The organism is Citricoccus muralis (genome assembly GCF_029637705.1).
In the GTDB taxonomy this organism is placed as follows: domain Bacteria; phylum Actinomycetota; class Actinomycetes; order Actinomycetales; family Micrococcaceae; genus CmP2.
In genome coordinates, this window is sequence record NZ_CP121252.1 from 2,378,199 (window position 1) to 2,395,444 (window position 17,246).

Annotated in this window: 21 protein-coding genes and 1 tRNA gene; 12 read left to right on the top strand and 10 right to left on the bottom strand. The window is 66.5% G+C overall.

Going from position 1 to position 17,246, the window contains the following annotated elements:
* Nucleotides 1–13 precede the first annotated feature (13 nt).
* On the bottom strand, nt 14–277 hold the full coding sequence (secE, locus tag P8192_RS10865; RefSeq protein ID WP_270107436.1) for a preprotein translocase subunit SecE: 264 nt from the start codon (nt 275–277) through the stop codon (nt 14–16).
* A 62-nt stretch (nt 278–339) separates the two neighbouring features.
* A tRNA-Trp gene (locus P8192_RS10870) sits at nt 340–412 on the bottom strand.
* 230 nt (nt 413–642) lie between these two features.
* Here P8192_RS10870 and P8192_RS10875 point away from each other — a divergent pair.
* From P8192_RS10875 to P8192_RS10885, 3 genes are all read left to right on the top strand, one after another.
* Nucleotides 643–1,848: a pyridoxal phosphate-dependent aminotransferase gene (locus P8192_RS10875; protein ID WP_278156977.1), complete on the top strand. Its 1,206-nt coding sequence runs from the start codon at nt 643–645 to the stop codon at nt 1,846–1,848.
* Nucleotides 1,849–2,011: 163 nt separating this feature from the next.
* Complete coding sequence (locus P8192_RS10880; protein ID WP_278156979.1) at nt 2,012–3,043, top strand: 6-phosphofructokinase; 1,032 nt, start codon at nt 2,012–2,014, stop codon at nt 3,041–3,043.
* Nucleotides 3,033–3,812, top strand: a complete 780-nt coding sequence (locus P8192_RS10885) for a GNAT family N-acetyltransferase (protein ID WP_278156981.1) — start codon at nt 3,033–3,035, stop codon at nt 3,810–3,812. Before P8192_RS10880 ends, P8192_RS10885 begins: the two co-directional genes overlap by 11 nt.
* 19 nt (nt 3,813–3,831) lie before the next feature.
* Here P8192_RS10885 and P8192_RS10890 read toward each other — a convergent pair whose 3' ends face one another.
* The 4 genes from P8192_RS10890 to P8192_RS10905 form a co-directional block, all read right to left on the bottom strand.
* Nucleotides 3,832–5,001 carry a YgfZ/GcvT domain-containing protein gene (locus P8192_RS10890; RefSeq protein WP_278156983.1) on the bottom strand — a complete coding sequence of 390 codons (1,170 nt, stop codon included), beginning with the start codon at nt 4,999–5,001 and terminating at the stop codon, nt 3,832–3,834.
* Nucleotides 5,002–5,664: an FABP family protein gene (locus tag P8192_RS10895; RefSeq protein ID WP_278156984.1), complete on the bottom strand. Its 663-nt coding sequence runs from the start codon at nt 5,662–5,664 to the stop codon at nt 5,002–5,004.
* Nucleotides 5,665–5,841: 177 nt separating this feature from the next.
* Nucleotides 5,842–6,177: a hypothetical protein gene (locus P8192_RS10900; protein ID WP_278156986.1), complete on the bottom strand. Its 336-nt coding sequence runs from the start codon at nt 6,175–6,177 to the stop codon at nt 5,842–5,844.
* Between the two features lie 4 nt (nt 6,178–6,181).
* Nucleotides 6,182–7,141 (bottom strand): hypothetical protein, encoded by a 960-nt coding sequence (locus tag P8192_RS10905; protein ID WP_278156988.1) that lies wholly within the window; start codon nt 7,139–7,141, stop codon nt 6,182–6,184.
* A gap of 120 nt (nt 7,142–7,261) precedes the next feature.
* Between P8192_RS10905 and P8192_RS10910 the strand changes: the two genes are divergently transcribed.
* From P8192_RS10910 to asd, 8 genes are all read left to right on the top strand, one after another.
* The gene (locus tag P8192_RS10910; protein WP_278156990.1) at nt 7,262–7,996 is read left to right on the top strand and encodes a winged helix-turn-helix transcriptional regulator; all 735 of its coding nucleotides are present in this window, start codon (nt 7,262–7,264) and stop codon (nt 7,994–7,996) included.
* Nucleotides 7,993–8,988, top strand: a complete 996-nt coding sequence (gene mshD, locus P8192_RS10915; protein WP_278156992.1) for a mycothiol synthase — start codon at nt 7,993–7,995, stop codon at nt 8,986–8,988. The genes P8192_RS10910 and mshD overlap by 4 nt, the downstream gene beginning before the upstream one ends.
* Before the next feature lie 67 nt (nt 8,989–9,055).
* Nucleotides 9,056–10,081, top strand: a complete 1,026-nt coding sequence (locus P8192_RS10920; RefSeq protein ID WP_278156994.1) for an NUDIX hydrolase — start codon at nt 9,056–9,058, stop codon at nt 10,079–10,081.
* A 42-nt stretch (nt 10,082–10,123) separates the two neighbouring features.
* Nucleotides 10,124–10,492, top strand: coding sequence for a GNAT family N-acetyltransferase (locus P8192_RS10925; RefSeq protein WP_278156996.1), 369 nt, complete (start codon nt 10,124–10,126; stop codon nt 10,490–10,492).
* Between the two features lie 2 nt (nt 10,493–10,494).
* Nucleotides 10,495–11,322, top strand: coding sequence for a thymidylate synthase (locus P8192_RS10930; protein ID WP_278156998.1), 828 nt, complete (start codon nt 10,495–10,497; stop codon nt 11,320–11,322).
* An 87-nt stretch (nt 11,323–11,409) separates the two neighbouring features.
* The gene (locus P8192_RS10935; protein ID WP_278156999.1) at nt 11,410–11,976 is read left to right on the top strand and encodes a dihydrofolate reductase; all 567 of its coding nucleotides are present in this window, start codon (nt 11,410–11,412) and stop codon (nt 11,974–11,976) included.
* Entirely contained in the window at nt 11,969–12,202 is a 234-nt protein-coding gene (locus P8192_RS10940; RefSeq protein ID WP_278157001.1) for an NF038396 family protein, read from the top strand. The genes P8192_RS10935 and P8192_RS10940 overlap by 8 nt, the downstream gene beginning before the upstream one ends.
* Before the next feature lie 32 nt (nt 12,203–12,234).
* Nucleotides 12,235–13,416, top strand: coding sequence for an aspartate-semialdehyde dehydrogenase (gene asd, locus P8192_RS10945; RefSeq protein ID WP_278157003.1), 1,182 nt, complete (start codon nt 12,235–12,237; stop codon nt 13,414–13,416).
* A 15-nt stretch (nt 13,417–13,431) separates the two neighbouring features.
* Here the strand turns inward: asd and P8192_RS10950 are convergent, their stop codons facing one another.
* The 4 genes from P8192_RS10950 to P8192_RS10965 all read right to left on the bottom strand — a co-directional run bounded on the left by P8192_RS10950 (nt 13,432) and on the right by P8192_RS10965 (nt 15,796).
* On the bottom strand, nt 13,432–14,547 hold the full coding sequence (locus P8192_RS10950) for a UDP-N-acetylmuramate dehydrogenase (protein WP_278157005.1): 1,116 nt from the start codon (nt 14,545–14,547) through the stop codon (nt 13,432–13,434).
* Entirely contained in the window at nt 14,544–15,017 is a 474-nt protein-coding gene (locus P8192_RS10955) for a MaoC/PaaZ C-terminal domain-containing protein (protein ID WP_278157007.1), read from the bottom strand. The genes P8192_RS10950 and P8192_RS10955 overlap by 4 nt, the downstream gene beginning before the upstream one ends.
* Complete coding sequence (locus P8192_RS10960) at nt 15,017–15,478, bottom strand: MaoC family dehydratase N-terminal domain-containing protein (RefSeq protein WP_278157009.1); 462 nt, start codon at nt 15,476–15,478, stop codon at nt 15,017–15,019. Before P8192_RS10960 ends, P8192_RS10955 begins: the two co-directional genes overlap by 1 nt.
* Nucleotides 15,479–15,547: 69 nt before the next feature.
* The gene (locus tag P8192_RS10965; protein ID WP_278157011.1) at nt 15,548–15,796 is read right to left on the bottom strand and encodes a hypothetical protein; all 249 of its coding nucleotides are present in this window, start codon (nt 15,794–15,796) and stop codon (nt 15,548–15,550) included.
* 88 nt (nt 15,797–15,884) lie between these two features.
* On the opposite strand from P8192_RS10965, the gene P8192_RS10970 reads away from it, so the two are divergent.
* Nucleotides 15,885–17,240 carry a Na+/H+ antiporter family protein gene (locus tag P8192_RS10970; RefSeq protein WP_278157012.1) on the top strand — a complete coding sequence of 452 codons (1,356 nt, stop codon included), beginning with the start codon at nt 15,885–15,887 and terminating at the stop codon, nt 17,238–17,240.
* Nucleotides 17,241–17,246: the final 6 nt, after the last annotated feature.

Sequence of the window (17,246 nt, forward strand, 5' to 3'; positions counted from 1 at the left end):
CACCAGGTGGGCGTCAGAGTCCGTCCGGAGTACCGAAGATGAACGACGCTCCCGTGCCGAAGAGCCAATCGAGGCCCGTCACCAGCAGAACGACGATGACCACGAAGACCAAGACGACACCCGTCATCTTGATCAGTTCCTCACGAGTGGGGGTAACGACTTTCTTAAGTTCGTCGACCACCTGCCGCAAGAACAGCATGAGGCGTCCGAAGACGCCGCGCTTCTGAGGCTTGCCGGAGCCGTCGTGGCCACCATTTTGGGCTACTACCTCAGACACGTACCCTCACTAGATCGCTGATCGTTCTGCCGGCGGTTCCGGTATTCCGTGAACCTCCTGCGCAGGGCAGACAGGACTCGAACCTGCAACCTACGGTTTTGGAGACCGTTGCGCTACCAATTGCGCCACTGCCCTTCGGGTTATCCGAGCACACCCCGTAAGGGTGCTGAACACCGAGAGACAAGTCTACGGTGCGGGTGAGCGTTTCGACAAGTTCACGACGTGGAGCACGGTGATAGTCCAGGATAGCCACGGTGTTCACCGCCGCACCACAGGAGCGATGTCAAGACCGTAGGCAGGGGACCGACATGGGACTACTCTGGAACCTAGCCACTGCTTCCCTACCTCAGGAGGACCGTTTCCGCATGGTTGCCCCCCACCGCCGCGTCTCCCAACGGCTCGGTGCGATTTCAGAATCAGCCACACTCGCCGTCACCGCCAAGGCGAAGGAACTCAAGGCTCAAGGGCGGCCGGTGATCGGATTCGGCGCGGGCGAGCCGGACTTCGCGACTCCGGACTACATTGTCGATGCCGCCGTAGCAGCAGCCCAGGACCCCAAGAACCACCGCTACACCGCCGCCAGCGGGCTTCCGGAACTGAAGAAGGCCATCGCGGAGAAAACGCTGCGCGATTCGGGCATCGAGGTCGATCCCGCCCACGTGCTGGTGACCAACGGTGGTAAACAAGCCGTCTACAACGCCTTCGCTGCTTTGTTGGACCCACAGGACGAAGTGCTGGTCCCGGCACCGTACTGGACCACCTACCCCGAGGCAATCCGCCTGGCCGGCGGTGTTCCCGTGGAGGTTTTCGCCGGCGCCGAGGCCGAGTACAAGGTCAGCCTCGACCAGTTGGATGCGGCGGTGACCGAGAAGACCAAGGTCTTGTTGTTCGTCTCTCCCTCCAATCCCACTGGCGCCGTCTATACCCCGGAGGAGACGGCTGCCGTGGGCCGCTGGGCCGCCGAGCGGGGTCTCTGGGTGGTCACCGACGAAATCTACGAGCACCTCACCTACGACGAGATGCCGTTCACCTCCATCGTGAAGGCCGTTCCTGAGCTGGCGGATCAGACGGTGATCCTCAATGGGGTGGCCAAGACGTACGCGATGACGGGCTGGCGGGTCGGTTGGATGATCGGGCCGCAGGACATCATCAAGGCAGCCACCAACCTGCAGTCGCATGCCACCTCCAACGTGGCCAATGTCTCGCAGCGGGCCGCCCTGGCCGCCGTGACCGGGTCACTGGACGCGGTCCATGAGATGCGCGAAGCCTTCGACCGGCGGCGCAAGACGATGGTCGCTCTGCTCAACGAGATTCCGGGATTCACCTGCCCCACCCCGAAGGGCGCGTTCTATGCCTATGTGGATGTCCAGGCGGCTCTCGGCAAGGACATCCGCGGTCGCACGGCGAACTCGTCGGCCGAGCTGGCCGAGATCATCCTGGAAGAAGCCGAAGTGGCTGTCGTTCCAGGTGAGGCCTTTGGGCCCTCCGGCTACCTGAGACTGTCGTACGCACTCGGCGACCAGGATCTGGCCGAGGGTGTCGACCGCATCAAGGCGTTGCTCTCCGAGTAACCACATCACCGGGTCCGTCACACGACCATCGTGGCGGGGACGTCCGACCTGGGCGGCCCCGCCACGGCGACGCAACCGGCGCAACGCAACTGTTCTTCCCCGGGCCCACACCCGACTAGCCTGGGAATGTGTTGCACCTCTACCTCGCCACGAAGGGATTCACATGCGCATCGGCCTGCTGACCAGCGGCGGCGACTGCCCCGGGCTCAACGCCGTCATCCGTTCCGCCGTGCTCCACGGAATCAAAACCTATGACTACGAATTCGTCGGCATCCGCAACGGCTGGCAGGGCCTGATCGACCGCAACGTCATGGATTTGCCCCGCCAGGTGGTCCGCGGCCTCGCCCGCACCGGCGGCACCATCCTCGGCACCTCGCGCACACACCCCTACGACGCCGAGGGCGGTGGCCCCGACAACATCAAACACAACATGAGCCAGCTCGGATTGGACGCCCTGGTCGCCATCGGCGGTGAGGGCACCCTCGCCGGCGCCAAACGGCTCTACGACGACGGTATCCCGCTCGTCGGCGTACCCAAAACCATCGACAACGACCTACGCGGCACCGACTATACCTTCGGATTCGACACCGCCGTCTCCATCGCCACGGACGCCATGGACCGGCTCCGCACCACCGGCGAATCTCACCACCGTTGCATGGTCGCCGAAGTTATGGGCCGCCACGTCGGCTGGATCGCCCTGCACTCCGGCATGGCGGCCGGTGCCCACGCCATCCTCATCCCCGAGGTCCGCACCCCCATGGAACAGGTCTGCCAGTGGGTGAAGCAGGTCCACGAACGCGGTCGCTCACCGCTCGTCGTCGTCGCCGAGGGCTTCATCCCCGAGGGCCACGATGATCCTCTGGCCGAAGCCGGCGTCGAAGCCTCCGGGCGACCGCGTCTGGGCGGCATCGGGGAATGGGTGACTCGCACTATCGAGGACATGACCGGTGTGGAGTCCCGCTCTACCGTGCTCGGCCACATCCAGCGCGGAGGTGCACCCACCGGGTTCGACCGGGTGCTCTCCACCCGGTTCGGCATGGGTGCCGTCGACCTCATCCACGCGGGCCGCTACGGCCGGATGGTGTCGCTGAAGGGCACCGAAATCGTTCAGGTGGATCTCGCCGAGGCGCTCGATGGGCTCAAAGAAGTCCCCGCGCACCGCTACGAGGAAGCGAAGGTGCTCTTTGGCCGCTGAACTCACCCAGCACCTCCGCCAGGTGGTGCTGCTCGCGTGGAGTCGCAGCTTCGGGCTCGATGACCACCTCCTCCTCGACGCCGCCGAACGCGGCGGAACTCAGCGCGTGGAAATCTTCACCGACGACCTCGACCGCACCGATGCCGGAGACGACGGGCACATCGCCACTTTCCTGCGGCTCTTCTCTGTGTCCGTCGTCTACGGTCCGCGGTGGCTGGTGGAAGCCGCCCGCCCCGTCCACGATGAGGTTTTGGCGGTGGAATCTACGCTGATTCGGCTGGCCACTGACTACGGAGACCTCCCTGGAGCGGCCCGGTCCCTCGGCGAGACCACGCTGTACTACGCCGACGATTCACCGCAGGTCGAGCCCTCGACCACCCTGGCGGTCTCCTTCGAGCGCGACGACGTCGACGCCCTGGAACGGGCCTGCCCCGCCGACGACGCCACCGCCGCCGCCATCTCACATCTGGACTCCACGGTGGCCCTGGTACCCGACGACGGGCAGGGCACCCCCACCGGCGAGGCTGTCGCTGCTTCCGGGTTTGAAGAGTGGGAAAACCTGGTGGCTGGGATTTCGACCCTGGTGCACCCCGACCTACGGTTACGGGGCCTGGGCTCCTATGCCACCGCGGTCACCATGGATGAGGCCTTCGCCGCAGGGTTGATCCCGCAATGGCGGGCGCCCATGGGGCACCGGGCCGCAGAACGGCTGGCCGACCGGCTCGGCTTCGTGCTCTCCGGTTCGCAAACCACGGTGCTACTGGACTAGATGCGGGGCGGGCCTCGGCCTAGAGGTGCCGGCGGGCTCCGCGCAGGAAATCGCCCTGCGGACGACCCACGATATTGCCGGCATCGGGTGAGACCAGCACCTGCTGGCTCGCCGCCACCAGCTCGGTGACCGCACCCTCGGCATCCTTCTGCCGAACCACCAATTCTGCTTCCGGATCCACGGTGCGTTTGAGAATGGCCAGACCGATCGGACCCATCTCGTGGTGGTGTGCCACCGAGGTCACGGTGCCAACGCTACGTGCGCCGGCCAGGGCGGCTTCGTCAGCGTCTGGGTCGCGCACCACCAGCTCGGAGCCGGGCTCGGGAAGGCCGTGCATCGACCCGTCAAGCATCAGCTGCACCAGCCGGCGCGGCGGGTGGCCCAGGTTGTGCACGCGCGCCACCGTTTCCTGGCCCTTGTAGCAGCCCTTCGTCAGGTGCACCGCGGTGCGCAACAAATCCAGTTCGTGCGGAATCGAGCGCTCATCGGTGTCCACCAACTGGCGGGGTCGGGCAGCGGCGATCCGCAGCGCCTCCGAGCTCAGGGTGCCGGCCAGTCGCCAGCCCTGCGGCAACGCCTCCGACAGACGGCCCAGTTCGGCACGCCCCACCAGATACAGCCGCCACGACCAGTCGGCCCCGGGATGATCTTCCGGGTCGGGTGCGGCGCTGTAGGGGAAGCCGCCGGGGGCGATCGCCGGCCACGGGTCCTCCCAGACGGCGTGTACGCTCAGTGCGCCGTCGCTGGCCCCCCAGCCAGGGACCTCGGCGGTGGAACCAATCACCGCAATATCGTCCGTGCGGTCGGTAACCTCCACCCGGGAGGCGAACCGCATCGAATTCAGCCATTCCGTCAGCCCGGTGTTCAACCCGGGTTCAACGATCAGCCAGGCAGTGGCGCCGTCGTCCACGAGGGCGACATCATATTCGAGCCGGCCGCGCAAATCCAAGAACAGCATTTCGGTGGACACCCCGGGGCGCAGCGAGGCCACATCCTGGCTGGTGAGCACGTGCAGCCAGCTCAGCCGGTCGGGCCCGGTCACGCCCACGACCCCGCGGTGGGAAAGGTCCACGACGGCGGTGCCCTGCTCCAGGGCACGCTGCTCGGCGTGGGGTTGGCCGTAGTGAGCGGCCACGGGTGCGTCGATACCGCTACCGAGAATCGGGGTGGGTCGCGCGTCGGCGCTCATTCAGGCGTCCTTCTTGCCCGGCGTGTGCGGGGTGCCCGGGGCCAGGCGGCCATCGGTGAGGGATGGCAGTCGGTCCAGGATGGCGGAGGCGTGGGCTTCTTTCTCTGCCCCCTCGGCGGCGGCCACATCCCAGCGCCAGAACAACTGGGTGTTGACCAGGCCGAAAATCCGGCTCGCCGAGTGGTATTCCCCGGCCAGCGGGCCGCGCATCACGGCATCGGAAATCAGCTGAATCTGCGGGCCGCGCACTCGACCGTAGTACAGCTCAGACAAGGAGCCGGGGTGGGTGATGGTCGCGGTGATGGGGAAGCTGTCTTCCGAGGAGCGCAAGGCTTCCACGTCTTCGGCGGAGCGGTAGGCGGGCACGACATCGGCGGGCGAGAGCCCGGGGCCAACATCGGCGTCGTGCCGATCGCGATCCAGCGACCAGAATCCGGACTCGGTGGTCAGCGGACGCACCAGGGTACCGTCGGCTTCGCAGATCCACGATTCGGCCCGGTATTCGATGAACGGCAGGCCCTGTTCGGTGAAGTCCACGCGCTGGTAGAAGATCTGGTCGTCGTCCTCACCGGAGCCCAGCCGACCCTGGCCCTCCCAGGAGCCGAGCACCCACGAGAGCGGGGCGAGCTCGGGAATGAGATCGTACGGTAACTCAGTCGCCATAATGCAGTGGAATCAGCGGGGGTGGGGTTACTGCTGGCCCTTGAACAGGCCGGCAACCACGAGCACGGCGAAGGCGGCCATGGCCAGTCCGGCCAGACCCAGCAGGACCAGGAAGAAGATTTCGAGTGCGAGAAGTGACATGGCTTCAGTCTACTGCACGCGAACGCACCCCAACGATCATGAAGGACCGACGTGACGCCCCTCGTGTTCGGCGTGCAACCATTCCTCGGCGAACTCCGGGGCGGTCATGGCTTCCAGGTCCGCGGCGATCAGCTCCAGGATCTGCTCCCCGGCGGACTCATCCGGCACATCAATACGCAGCTGAGAGGCTCGATCGGAGCGGCGGCGCACCACCACGGATTCACCAATGACGTCCTGTCCGCGCCCGCCCAGGGCCGAGGTGAGCACCCCGCCGATGAAGCGAAAGGCGCGTTCAATCACGTCATCTCCGCCGTCTTCGAGGGCGACGGTGTACGCCTCGGTGGCCGGTTGCTGTGTGGATGCGGTACTCATGGCCTCATCCTAACGGCGGAACCACCCAGAGCGTGAAGTAGAGCACCATGCCGCTGACCAACACGGGCGCGGCCCCTAGGCTCAGTGTGGCAATCAGTTCACCGCGCCGGGCACCCGAAGCAGCCTCGGCGGTGAGTGGCTCATCGGTCACCAGAGTGGAGGCGTCGTCGATCAACGTCATGGCCTGCATGTCTTGTTCCTGCTCGACGGCGGCGCGGATCAGCCCGACGAGGGCACCACTGAGCACCCCGGCCACGGCGAGTGTGGCCACATAGTGGATCTCCCCCTGGTTCAGCCCGGAATACACCCCCAGGGGTAGCGCGCCGGCCACCACCACCATCACGAAGACTCGCACGGGCAGGGTGGTCGGGAGCAGCCCGATCAGCGCGGCCGCCACCGTACCGGCGAGCAAAGACACCGTGAGCACCGGGATCTCGGATACCCCTCCGGTGGGGGTCAGCGCCCCGAGGTCGGCCCCGGTTTCGAACCAGGCGGTCACCGCATCGGTCTGGGTGCGGATCAGCAGCGCCCAGGCCGAAGCAGAAGTACCAATCGCCACACCGGTCACCGTGGAGGCGGTGGATTCCAGCCGGAATGGGCGCCCCTGGCCGCGCAGCACCTGCACCACGAATCCGACCATGGTACCCAGCGCGGTCGCGGCAGCCACCGGTGCCAGCCACAAATCCGGGCGATCGCCCAGCATGACCTCATTGGAGAAGTTCCACCGGTCTTCTAACAGGGTGACGGCCCACACGACGACGACCGCGGGCACCGCGATGGTCGCACTGAGCGAGCGGCGCGACGGCGCCCCCAGCAGCCGGGGCCACCCCCAGGCAAAGATCAGCAACAACCCGGTCAGCACCGCGGGCACCGCCCAGCGCGCCATCACGGGCGGAATGGACGCCGCCACCATCAACAACACGGCAGCGGCCACCGAACTAAATGCCAGGGCCGGGAGTCTCACCGTTCCATCTTTGCATGGTTCTGCGCACAATTCCCGGCGCGTCTCAACACCCCGGCCCACTCCAACGTCGTTCTATACTGAAGCCTGGGCGTTCCCACCCCCGCCCGCCGAAGGAGAACGATGGCTCGCTTGTTGATGCTCTCGCCCCAGGCCACCACCCCGGGAGCAGCGCTTCCGGCCCTCGAGTTTCTCTCCCACCACATCACCGTGCGCCCCTTCTCTTCGGCCGCACTGCGTGACGTCGACGACGTCGACCTGCTACTCATCGATGCCCGCACCGATCTCACCGGCGCCCGCAACGTGGCCCGCCTGGCCCGGCAGACCGCCGAGACCACCCCGGTGGTGCCGTTCGTGACCGAGGGCGGGCTGGCGGCGATGAGCTCCGAGTGGCCGATCGTGGATTTCCTGCTCGTCTCCGCCGGGCCCACTGAAATCAGCGCCCGACTGCGCATCGCCCTGGAACGGGCCGCCACGGTGGCACAGCTGGCCGGTCCAACCACCCAGCTGCGCGCTTCCGGGGTGACCGTGGATGAATCCACCTACACCGCCAAGGTCAACGGGCAGCCGATGAACCTGACCTACAAAGAGTTCGAACTGCTGAAGTTCCTGGTGGCTGCCCCGGGCCGGGTGTTCACCCGCGAGGAGCTGCTGCACCGGGTGTGGGGATACGACTATTACGGCGGCACCCGCACCGTTGATGTGCACGTGCGTCGACTGCGGGCCAAGCTGGGTTCCGATCACGAACAACTCATCGGCACGGTGCGCAACGTGGGCTACCGGTTCGCCCCGCGCGAAGGCCAACGCGCCGAGGCGCTGGCCACCGGTACTGATGACGGCGTTACAGTGGAGTCATGAGCGACGCTTCTTCCCGTTCCTCCGAGCTCACCGATCCCCCTGCGACTAAGATGCTCGACGCCCTGTCTCGGCTGGCCGCGGCCGGCCAAGAAACCGATGGTCAACCGGCGTTCTCCGATCAAACCTGGGTGGAACTGCGCCGCGGCACCGCCCGGCTGTTCACGCTCCCCGGTAACAACACCGATCACCACGACGGCGACAACGATGGCGACAACACGGTGCTCCTCGGCGCGGCATCCCTCTCTGGGGTCGGCACCGAATCCGAACCACTGCTGATCGAGATGCTGATCCACCCCAACCACCGGGGCCGCGGCCACGGCACCGGCTTGGTCCAAGAACTGCGCAGCCACCTCACCGAGCACCACCCCGACGCCGCACTCAGCGCCTGGGCCCACGGCGACCACCCCGCCGCCCGACACCTCGCCGCCACCACCGGGCTGACCCCGGCCCGCGAACTCTGGAAGATGGCCCTGCCGCTCTCCACGCCACACCCCACAGCCACCTCCGCACGCTGGGACGACACCGCACCCGAGGGGATCACGGTGCGGGAATTTGTGCCCGGCCAGGACGATTCAGCCTGGCTGGCCACCAACGCCGCGGCCTTCGCCGACCACCCTGAGCAGGGCCGGCTCACCCAGGAGGACCTGCGCGAACGTCAGGGCGAAGACTGGTTCTCGGCGGCCGGCTTCTTCGTCGCGGAGGACCCCCGTCTCGAGGGCGCCTTCGCCGGCTTCCACTGGACGAAGATCCCGGTGGGCTCCACCGACGGCGAGGTCTACGCCGTCGGCGTCCACCCCCAGGCCCAGGGCAGTGGACTCGGACGCGTGCTCACCGCCCGCGGGCTGAACCACCTGGCGGAGCAGAATCTGGAGCGCATCGTGTTGTATGTTGATGCAGACAACGCCCCCGCCGTGGCCCTGTACCGTTCCCTGGGCTTTACAATCGACGAAACCGACGTCCTCTTCGTCGGCGCAGTCACCTCCACCGTCTGAATCCCGCCCCGAGGCCGGGACACGCTCGCCATCAGCACCGTTCGCACCGAGGAGAGGCATCCGCACCATGCCGACTACTGCGTCCACCTACCCGGGTCTGACCGCCGCCCGCTCCGCCGAGCATCTGTGGGATGAAGCTCCGCGCGCCACCGTGCTCGCGGCCGGGGTGCTGCCCTGGCGCATCCGGGCAGGCGAACTGGAGGTGCTGATCATTCACCGCCCCCGCTATAACGACTGGTCCTGGCCCAAGGGCAAGCTCGACGACGGCGAAACCCTGCCCGAGTGCGCGGTCCGCGAAACCCGCGAGGAGATCGGCCTCGACATCCGGCTCGGCATCCCGCTGCCGGTGACCCACTACACCCTGAAGTCCGGGGCCTCCAAAGAGGTCTGGTACTGGGCCGCGGAAGTCACCAAACAGGAAGCCACCCCGGACCACGGCGAGGTAGACAAAGTGGCCTGGGTCAGCCCGAAGAAGGCCCGCAGCAAGCTCACCAATGACGGTGATGTGCTCCCCCTGGAGGCCCTGGAACAGGCCCACGCCGAGCGACGACTGCGCACCACCCCGTTCGTAGTGCTGCGCCATGCCAAAGCCAAGCCTCGCTCCTCCTGGACCCGGGCGGAAGGCGAACGCCCGCTGGCCGCCACCGGACGTCGTCAGGCTTTGGCCGTGCGCGCCCTGCTTCAGGCCTGGAAGCCCGTCAAGATCGCGTCCTCCCCCTGGCGGCGCTGCGTCGAAACAGTGGCTCCCTATGTGCAGAGCACCAAGCGGTCGCTGAAGGAGATCAGCGCGCTCACCGAAAAGAAGGCCGGGAAAAACCCGAAGCGGGCCGGCCGCGAGATCGTCGGACTGCTCGATCGGGGGCGCCCACAGCTCGTGTGCATGCACCGGCCCGTGCTGCCGCTGGCCCTGCAACAGCTGCGTGCCTGGACTCTCGAGGCCGCCACCACCAGCGAGCGCCACCAGGCCATCCTGCGCGCCCTGCCCACCGCCGACCCGTATCTGCGACCGGGCGGAGTCATCGTGGCCCACCAGTCGGTGGACCGGGAGGGGTGGATCGTCGCCATCGAGGTGTACGACGCCTACGACGGATGATCCCCTACCCAGCCGGCGCCCCGATTCGATAAGCTCAAAGACATGACGTCCGCACCGAAAATCGTCCACGAGCACATCCGCATCGAGCACGACGCCGACCGCGCCCGCTTCGAGCTGTGGCAGGATCACCCCGGCACCGAAGGGGAGTCCGCCGCCGCCCCGCAGTTCATCGGGTTCCTCGGCTACACCGTGGACGACGTCGAGGACGCCTCCGGGCACATCGGACCGGTCTACCGGTTGCAGCACACCATCATCGACGAGCAGTTCTCCCGCCGCGGCTACGCCCGCGCCCTGGTCACGGTGGTCCTGGACCGGCTGCGGGAGGAAGAAGCCCGCATCAGCCCCGAGTGCAGCTACGTCGCTGACTTCCTGCAGCGTTACCCGGAATATCAGGACCTGGTGGCTCGTTGATCATGACCGTGACTATTCCCACCCCTTATGAAGATCTGCTTGCTGAGGTGCTGAACGAAGGCTCCGTGAAAACCGATCGCACCGGCACCGGCACCCGCAGTGTCTTCGGGCGCCAGCTGCGGTTCGACCTCTCCGCGTCGTTCCCGCTGATCACCACCAAGCGGGTGCACTTCAAGTCCATCGTGTACGAACTGCTGTGGTTTTTGCGTGGGGATTCCAATGTGCGCTGGCTCCAGGAGCGCGGCGTGAGCATCTGGGATGAATGGGCTGACGAGAACGGCGACCTCGGACCCGTCTACGGGGTGCAGTGGCGGTCCTGGCCGACCCCCAGCGGCGCCCACGTGGACCAGATCGCCCGGGTCCTCGAGCAGCTGCGCACCTCCCCCGATTCCCGGCGCCATCTGGTCACCGCGTGGAATCCGGCCGAAGTGGACGAGATGGCGTTGCCGCCCTGCCACGCCCTGTTCCAGTTCTATGTGACCCCCGGCGCAGACGGCGAACCCGGCACCCTGTCCTGCCAGCTCTACCAGCGCTCCGCCGACATGTTCTTGGGCGTGCCGTTCAACATCGCCCAGTACTCACTGCTCACCCTGATGTTCGCTCACCAGCTGGGGCTGAGGCCCGGGGAGTTCGTGTGGACCGGCGGGGACGTGCACATCTACTCCAACCACGAGGACCAGGTGCGCGAACAGCTCTCCCGCGATCCCTACCCGTACCCACAGCTGCGGTTCACCCGCACCCCGGAGGACCTCTTCAGCTACGAGTTTGAGGACTTCGAGCTCGTGGACTACCAGCACCACCCCACCATCAAGGCGCCGGTCGCCGTCTGAGCGCCAGCTCCCCGCCCCTCTATTCTCAGCTCTCCTCCCTCTTCACCTCTCGCCCCGACGCCCGACCCAAGGACTGAACACAGCAGCATGAACCCTGACGACGAACCGACCATCCGCGTGGGCATGATTTGGGCCCAGGGGCTCAACGGGGTGATCGGGCGCGATGGCACCATGCCCTGGCACCTGCCCGAGGACCTGCGTCATTTCCGTGAGCTGACCGTGAACCACCCGGTGGTGATGGGACGCCGCACCTGGGAGTCCTTCCCCGAACAGTTCCGGCCGCTGCCGGATCGCACTAACATCGTGGTCTCCCGCACCCTGACCATGGACGACGAGATCGCCACCCAGCAAGCCCCCGGCGCCGTGGTCGTGCCCGATTTTCAGTCGGGACTCAACGCCGCCTTGGAGTCCGACGGGCTGGACCAGGTGTGGGTGATCGGCGGGTCCTCCATCTACGAGCAAGCGCTCGACGTCGCCACCGTGGTGGAACGCACCCTCATCAATGCGGAGCCCGAGGGCGACACCTACGCCCCCGAGCTCGATGAGTCCTGGCAGCGCACCCGCGTGGAACCGGCCGAAGGCTGGGTCCGCTCCCGCGAGGGTCTAGAATACCGCTACGAACGCTGGGAACGAGTGGAGAACAACGATGACTGAACCGCAACGCACGTCCGGACTCTTGGACCAGCAGTCCATCACCTTCCTGGCCCTGATCGCCTGCCCGATTCTCGCTCTGGTGTGTGCGGGCATGGGCCTGGTGTTCATCCTGCAGGGTCATCTGATCATCGGGGTGCTGTTCATCCTGGTGCTGGCCCAGATCTTCGTGGCCGGCGGACTGTGGGCTTACACTCGGCGCAAGCGCGCTCGTGACGAAACTCGCTGAAGCCGCGCCGCGTCCCGCGTAGAATGGGGGCCATGACTTCACAGGCTGCCCCCGACACTCAGACCCTCAAACCCGCTGATACCGCCGCCACCCAGACCGTGGGCTTGGTCGGCTGGCGCGGCATGGTCGGCTCCGTGCTGCTGCAACGCATGGTGGAAGAAGGCGACTTCGCCAAGATTAACCCGGTGTTCTTCTCCACCTCCAACGCCGGCGGCCCGGTTCCCGCCCTTCCCGGAGTGGACCCGGACGACACCCTGCGCGACGCCTTCGACATCGACACCCTGGCCTCGTTGCCGATCATTCTCACCACCCAGGGCGGGGACTACACCAAAGAGGTGTACCCGCGACTGCGTGCCGCCGGCTGGGACGGACTCTGGATCGACGCCGCCTCCACGCTGCGGATGGAGGATTCCTCCATCATCGTGCTCGACCCGGTGAACCGCGACGTTATCGACGCCGGACTCGCCTCCGGGGTCAAGGAGTTCGTGGGCGGCAACTGCACCGTCTCCACCATGCTGATGGGCCTGGGCGGACTGTTCCGCCGTGGGCTGATCGAGTGGGGCACCTCCATGACCTACCAGGCGGCTTCCGGTGGCGGCGCCCGCCACATGCGTGAGCTGCTCTCCGGTTTCGGCTCCCTCAACGATGTGGTGGCCGAGGAGCTGACTGACCCGTCGTCGGCAATCCTGGAAATCGACCGTAAAGTCCTCACCGCTCAGCGCGACGGCTCCATGGACACCACCCAGTTCCAGGTGCCACTGGCCGGCTCCCTGATTCCGTGGATCGACTCGGATCTGGGCAACGGCACCTCCCGCGAGGAGTGGAAGGCCGGGGTCGAGACGAACAAGATCCTGGGCAACACCGGCGAGATGGTGATCCCGCTGGATTCCCTGTGCGTACGCATTGGCGCGCTGCGCAGCCACTCCCAGGCGCTGACCCTGAAGCTCAATCAGGATGTGCCGGTCGACGAGATCGAGCAGATCATCGCCGAGGATAATCAGTGGGTCCAGCTGGTGCCCAACACCAAGGAAGCCACCATGGAGGCCCTCACCCCGGTGGCCGCCTCCGGTAGCCTCACTATCCCCGTGGGCCGGGTGCGCAAGCTGGCGATGGGCCCGGAGTACATCTCCGCCTTCACCGTGGGCGACCAGCTGCTCTGGGGTGCCGCCGAGCCGGTGCGCCGCATGCTGCTGATCGCCACCGGCAACCTCTAGACCCCTCGAAACTCGCTAGAGCGAACAGCCCAGCAGCACCGGCTCCGGGGTGAGTTCGATTCCCCAGGCGCTCTGCACGCCGTCACGCACCGCGCGGGCCACCGTGATCAGGTCCTCGGTACAGGCCTGCCCTCGGTTGGTCAACGCGAGGGTGTGCTTCGTGGACAGGGACGCCCGTCCTTCGACCAAGTCAGTGCCGAAGCCGCGCGGGAATCCGGCGTGCTCAATCAGCCAGGCCGCCGAAAGCTTTACCAGCGCCTCACCCGACTCCGGGTCCTCCCCCGCACCGAAGGCCGGTGCGGTGTCGGGCAGCTGCGCCCGCAGGGCCGCCGGCACGATCGGGTTGGTGAAGAACGAACCGGTAGACCAGGTGTCGTGGTCGTCCGCGTTGAGCACCATCCCCTTACCGGCGCGCAGCTGCAAGACGTGATCGCGCACCGCCTGCAGGCTGGCGTGCTCGCCCTCCTCCACGCCCAGTGCGCGGGCCAACTGCGCATAGCGCACGGGCGCCTCCGACCCGCTACGACGCAGGTCGAACTCGACGGAGAGCACCACCCAGCGCGGAGTGGCCGCGCGCGGGTCAGTAGCAGCATCGGCCAGCGTGCGCTTAATGATCGAATCGCGGTACCCGAACTCCAGCTCCGCGTTGCTCAGCTCCACGACCTCCCCGGTGGCGCGGTCCAGCGCCCGGATCTGGTGCAGGGTCTGGGCGATATCGGCCCCATAAGCGCCCACGTTCTGCACCGGTGTCGCCCCGGCACAGCCAGGAATCCCGGAGAGCGCTTCCAGCCCGGTGAGCCCTTGGTCCACGGTCCACGCCACGACGTCGTCCCACACATGACCGGCAGCCACCGTCACGCGCACCCGGGGCTGACCGGAATCCGCGGTCAGTTCCTCGGTGCTGATGCCGGTGGTGGCCAAGCGCACCACAGTGCCCGGGAACCCGGCGTCAGCGGCCAGAATATTAGACCCGCCGCCAAGCACCAACACCGGGGTGTCGGCCTGGTCGGCCTCGCGGATGGCCTCCACGATCTGTTTTTCGGTGTCGGCCACCACCCACGCCTGCGCCGGGCCGCCGACCCGCGAGGTGGTGTGCGCGGCCAGGGCTTCGGTGTTCACCTGCGTGCTCACAGACGCACCAGCACCTGCGCCTTGGTCAGCACCCGGGCGTTCTCGGCATCGGGGTTAATGACCGCCAGGTCGATCCGTGCGGTGCTCTGCTCCTCGTTAATCGCTCCCACGGTGGCTTTCACCTCGAGACGGGCACCAGGCACGGCGTCGTCGCCGAAAGGATCCGCCGGGTTCGAATCCGGCGTCGTGTCGGCCACCGGCACCATGGCGGTGAAGCGGGTCTGATAGTCAAGAATCCGGCTGGGATCCCCGCACCACTGGGACACGATGTCGACGGCGGTGCCCATGGTGAGCATGCCGTGCGCAATCACCCCGGGCAGGTCCACACCGCGGGCGGTGGACTCGGACCAGTGGATCGGGTTGAAGTCACCTGAGGCCCCGGCGTAACGCACCAAATCGGCGCGGTTGAGCTCGATCGTCGTCGTGGAGACCACATCACCCTTGGTCAGGTCCGTCAGTGAAATGCTCATCAGTTCCCCTCCTCGGTGTCGGGTGCGCGCATCAGCAGGGTGGAATACACCGTGGCCACATCCTCACCGGCGACGGTGGTCACCTCCACCTGGGTGGTGATCATCGAGTTGCCGCCGAGCGCCTTCACGGAGGCAATGGTGGCTGCGGCCACCAGTTCGTCGCCGGCGACCACGGGGCGATGGTGGGTGAAACGCTCATCGGCGTGCAGCACGCGGGAGAAGTCGATGCCCACCTCCGGGTCGGCAATAACGGCAGCCTCGGCGCGTTGGGCCAGGCTGACCAGGAAGGTCGGCGGGGCCACCAGGTCGGCGTGTCCGGCCGCGCGGGCGGCCTCCACGTCATGGTGGAACGGGTGGGTGTTCTTCACCGCGGTGGCGAAGTGGCGGATAGCCTCGCGTCCCACCTGGTACGGCGCGGTGGCCGGATAGCTGCGCGACTGCACAGCGGGATCGATGCTCATCGCAGAGCGTCCTTCCGTCGAAAAATGATCGGGCTCGGGCCTCGTGTTCACCAGCTTAGTGCGCCGGGCTCAGCGTTGCGTGCGGGCCCGCTCTCGACGACGCGCGTCGCGGAAACGGATCACCTGGGCGCACACGTGCACCACCAGGCCGGCGCCAATCAGGCTGAGCGCCGCCCAGGAGACCGGCAGCATCTGGGCCACGGCGCCGACAATGGCCAGCAGCACGCCCACACCGATCAGTGCCATTCCGGTCAGCAGTAGCCGACGGTAGGTCTGTGATCCGGTGTCCCACGGGGTGGTGAATGACGTGTTACCCATGCCTCTAGTGTCTCACCTGTCGCCTCTTCTGTTGTGTCATCTGGTCAGCCGATCGTGGTGGGTATATATTCTCGCCTATGCTGAATCGGTGAATTCCGTCGTCATCGCCGTTCTTGTCATGCTGGGCCTCGCTCTCAGCCGCGTCCATGTGGTCATCGCCCTGTTCATCGGAGCTGTCGCCGGCGGGCTCGTCGCCGGGCTAGGCTTGGACGCCACCATGCTCGCCTTCCAGGGTGGGCTGGGTGACGGCGCCAAGATTGCCCTGAGTTACGGACTATTGGGCGCCTTCGCCATGGCGGTGGCGTCCTCCGGTCTGCCTCAGGCACTGGCCAACTCTCTGATCCGCCGGCTGGATTCCTCGTCTGAGCGGGCCTCGGACCGGACGGTGACGGTGACCAAATACGCCCTGGCCGGTGGCGTGCTGCTGATGTCGGTGGCCAGCCAGAACCTGATCCCCGTACACATCGCGTTCATCCCGCTGCTGATCCCACCGCTGTTGAGCGTGATGAATCAGCTGCGCATCGACCGCCGACTCATCGCTTGCATTCTCACCTTCGGCCTGGTCACCACCTACATGTACATCCCGCTCGGATTCGGCAAGATCTTCCTCGAAGACATCCTGATGGGCAACATCGCCTCAGCCGGCATGGAGACCGAGGGCATCAACGTGATGGATGCGATGGGCATCCCCGCATTGGGCATGATGGCCGGCCTGCTCGTCGCGGTGTTCGTCAGCTATCGCAAGCCGCGCGACTACGCCGACCTGCCCTTGGTCTCCGGCAACGTGGGACAGCCCGAGGAGTCCTCGCGCTACCGGATGATCGTCTCCGTGGTGGCAATCCTGTGCTGCTTCGGCATCCAGCTGACACTCACCCTCTCCGGTTCCGAAGCAGATGGCTTGTTGCTCGGCACCTTGGTCGGGCTCGCGATCTTCCTGGTGACCGGCGCGGTGCGATGGCGGGCGGCAGATGATGTTTTCACCCAAGGCATGCGCATGATGGCAATGATCGGGTTCATCATGATCACCGCACAGGGATTCGCCGCGGTGATGGCCGAGACCGGCGACGTGGCGAACCTGGTGACCGCCACGGAGTCGATCTTCGGGCACAACAAGCCGATGGCAGCCTTTGCCATGTTGGCGGTCGGCCTGTTGGTGACCATGGGCATCGGTTCGTCGTTCTCGACTCTGCCGATCATCACCACCATTTACGTGCCACTGTGTCTTGCCCTGGGCTTCTCGCCGTTGGCGACCGTCTCGATCATCGGCACCGCCGGCGCCCTCGGCGATGCCGGCTCGCCCGCATCAGACTCCACGCTGGGCCCTACCGCTGGTCTGAACGCAGACGGCCAGCACGATCACATCCGCGACTCCGTGATCCCGACCTTCCTGCACTTCAACCTGCCCCTGCTGGGCGCTGGTTGGGTTGCGTCTCTGGTCCTCTAGAAAAGT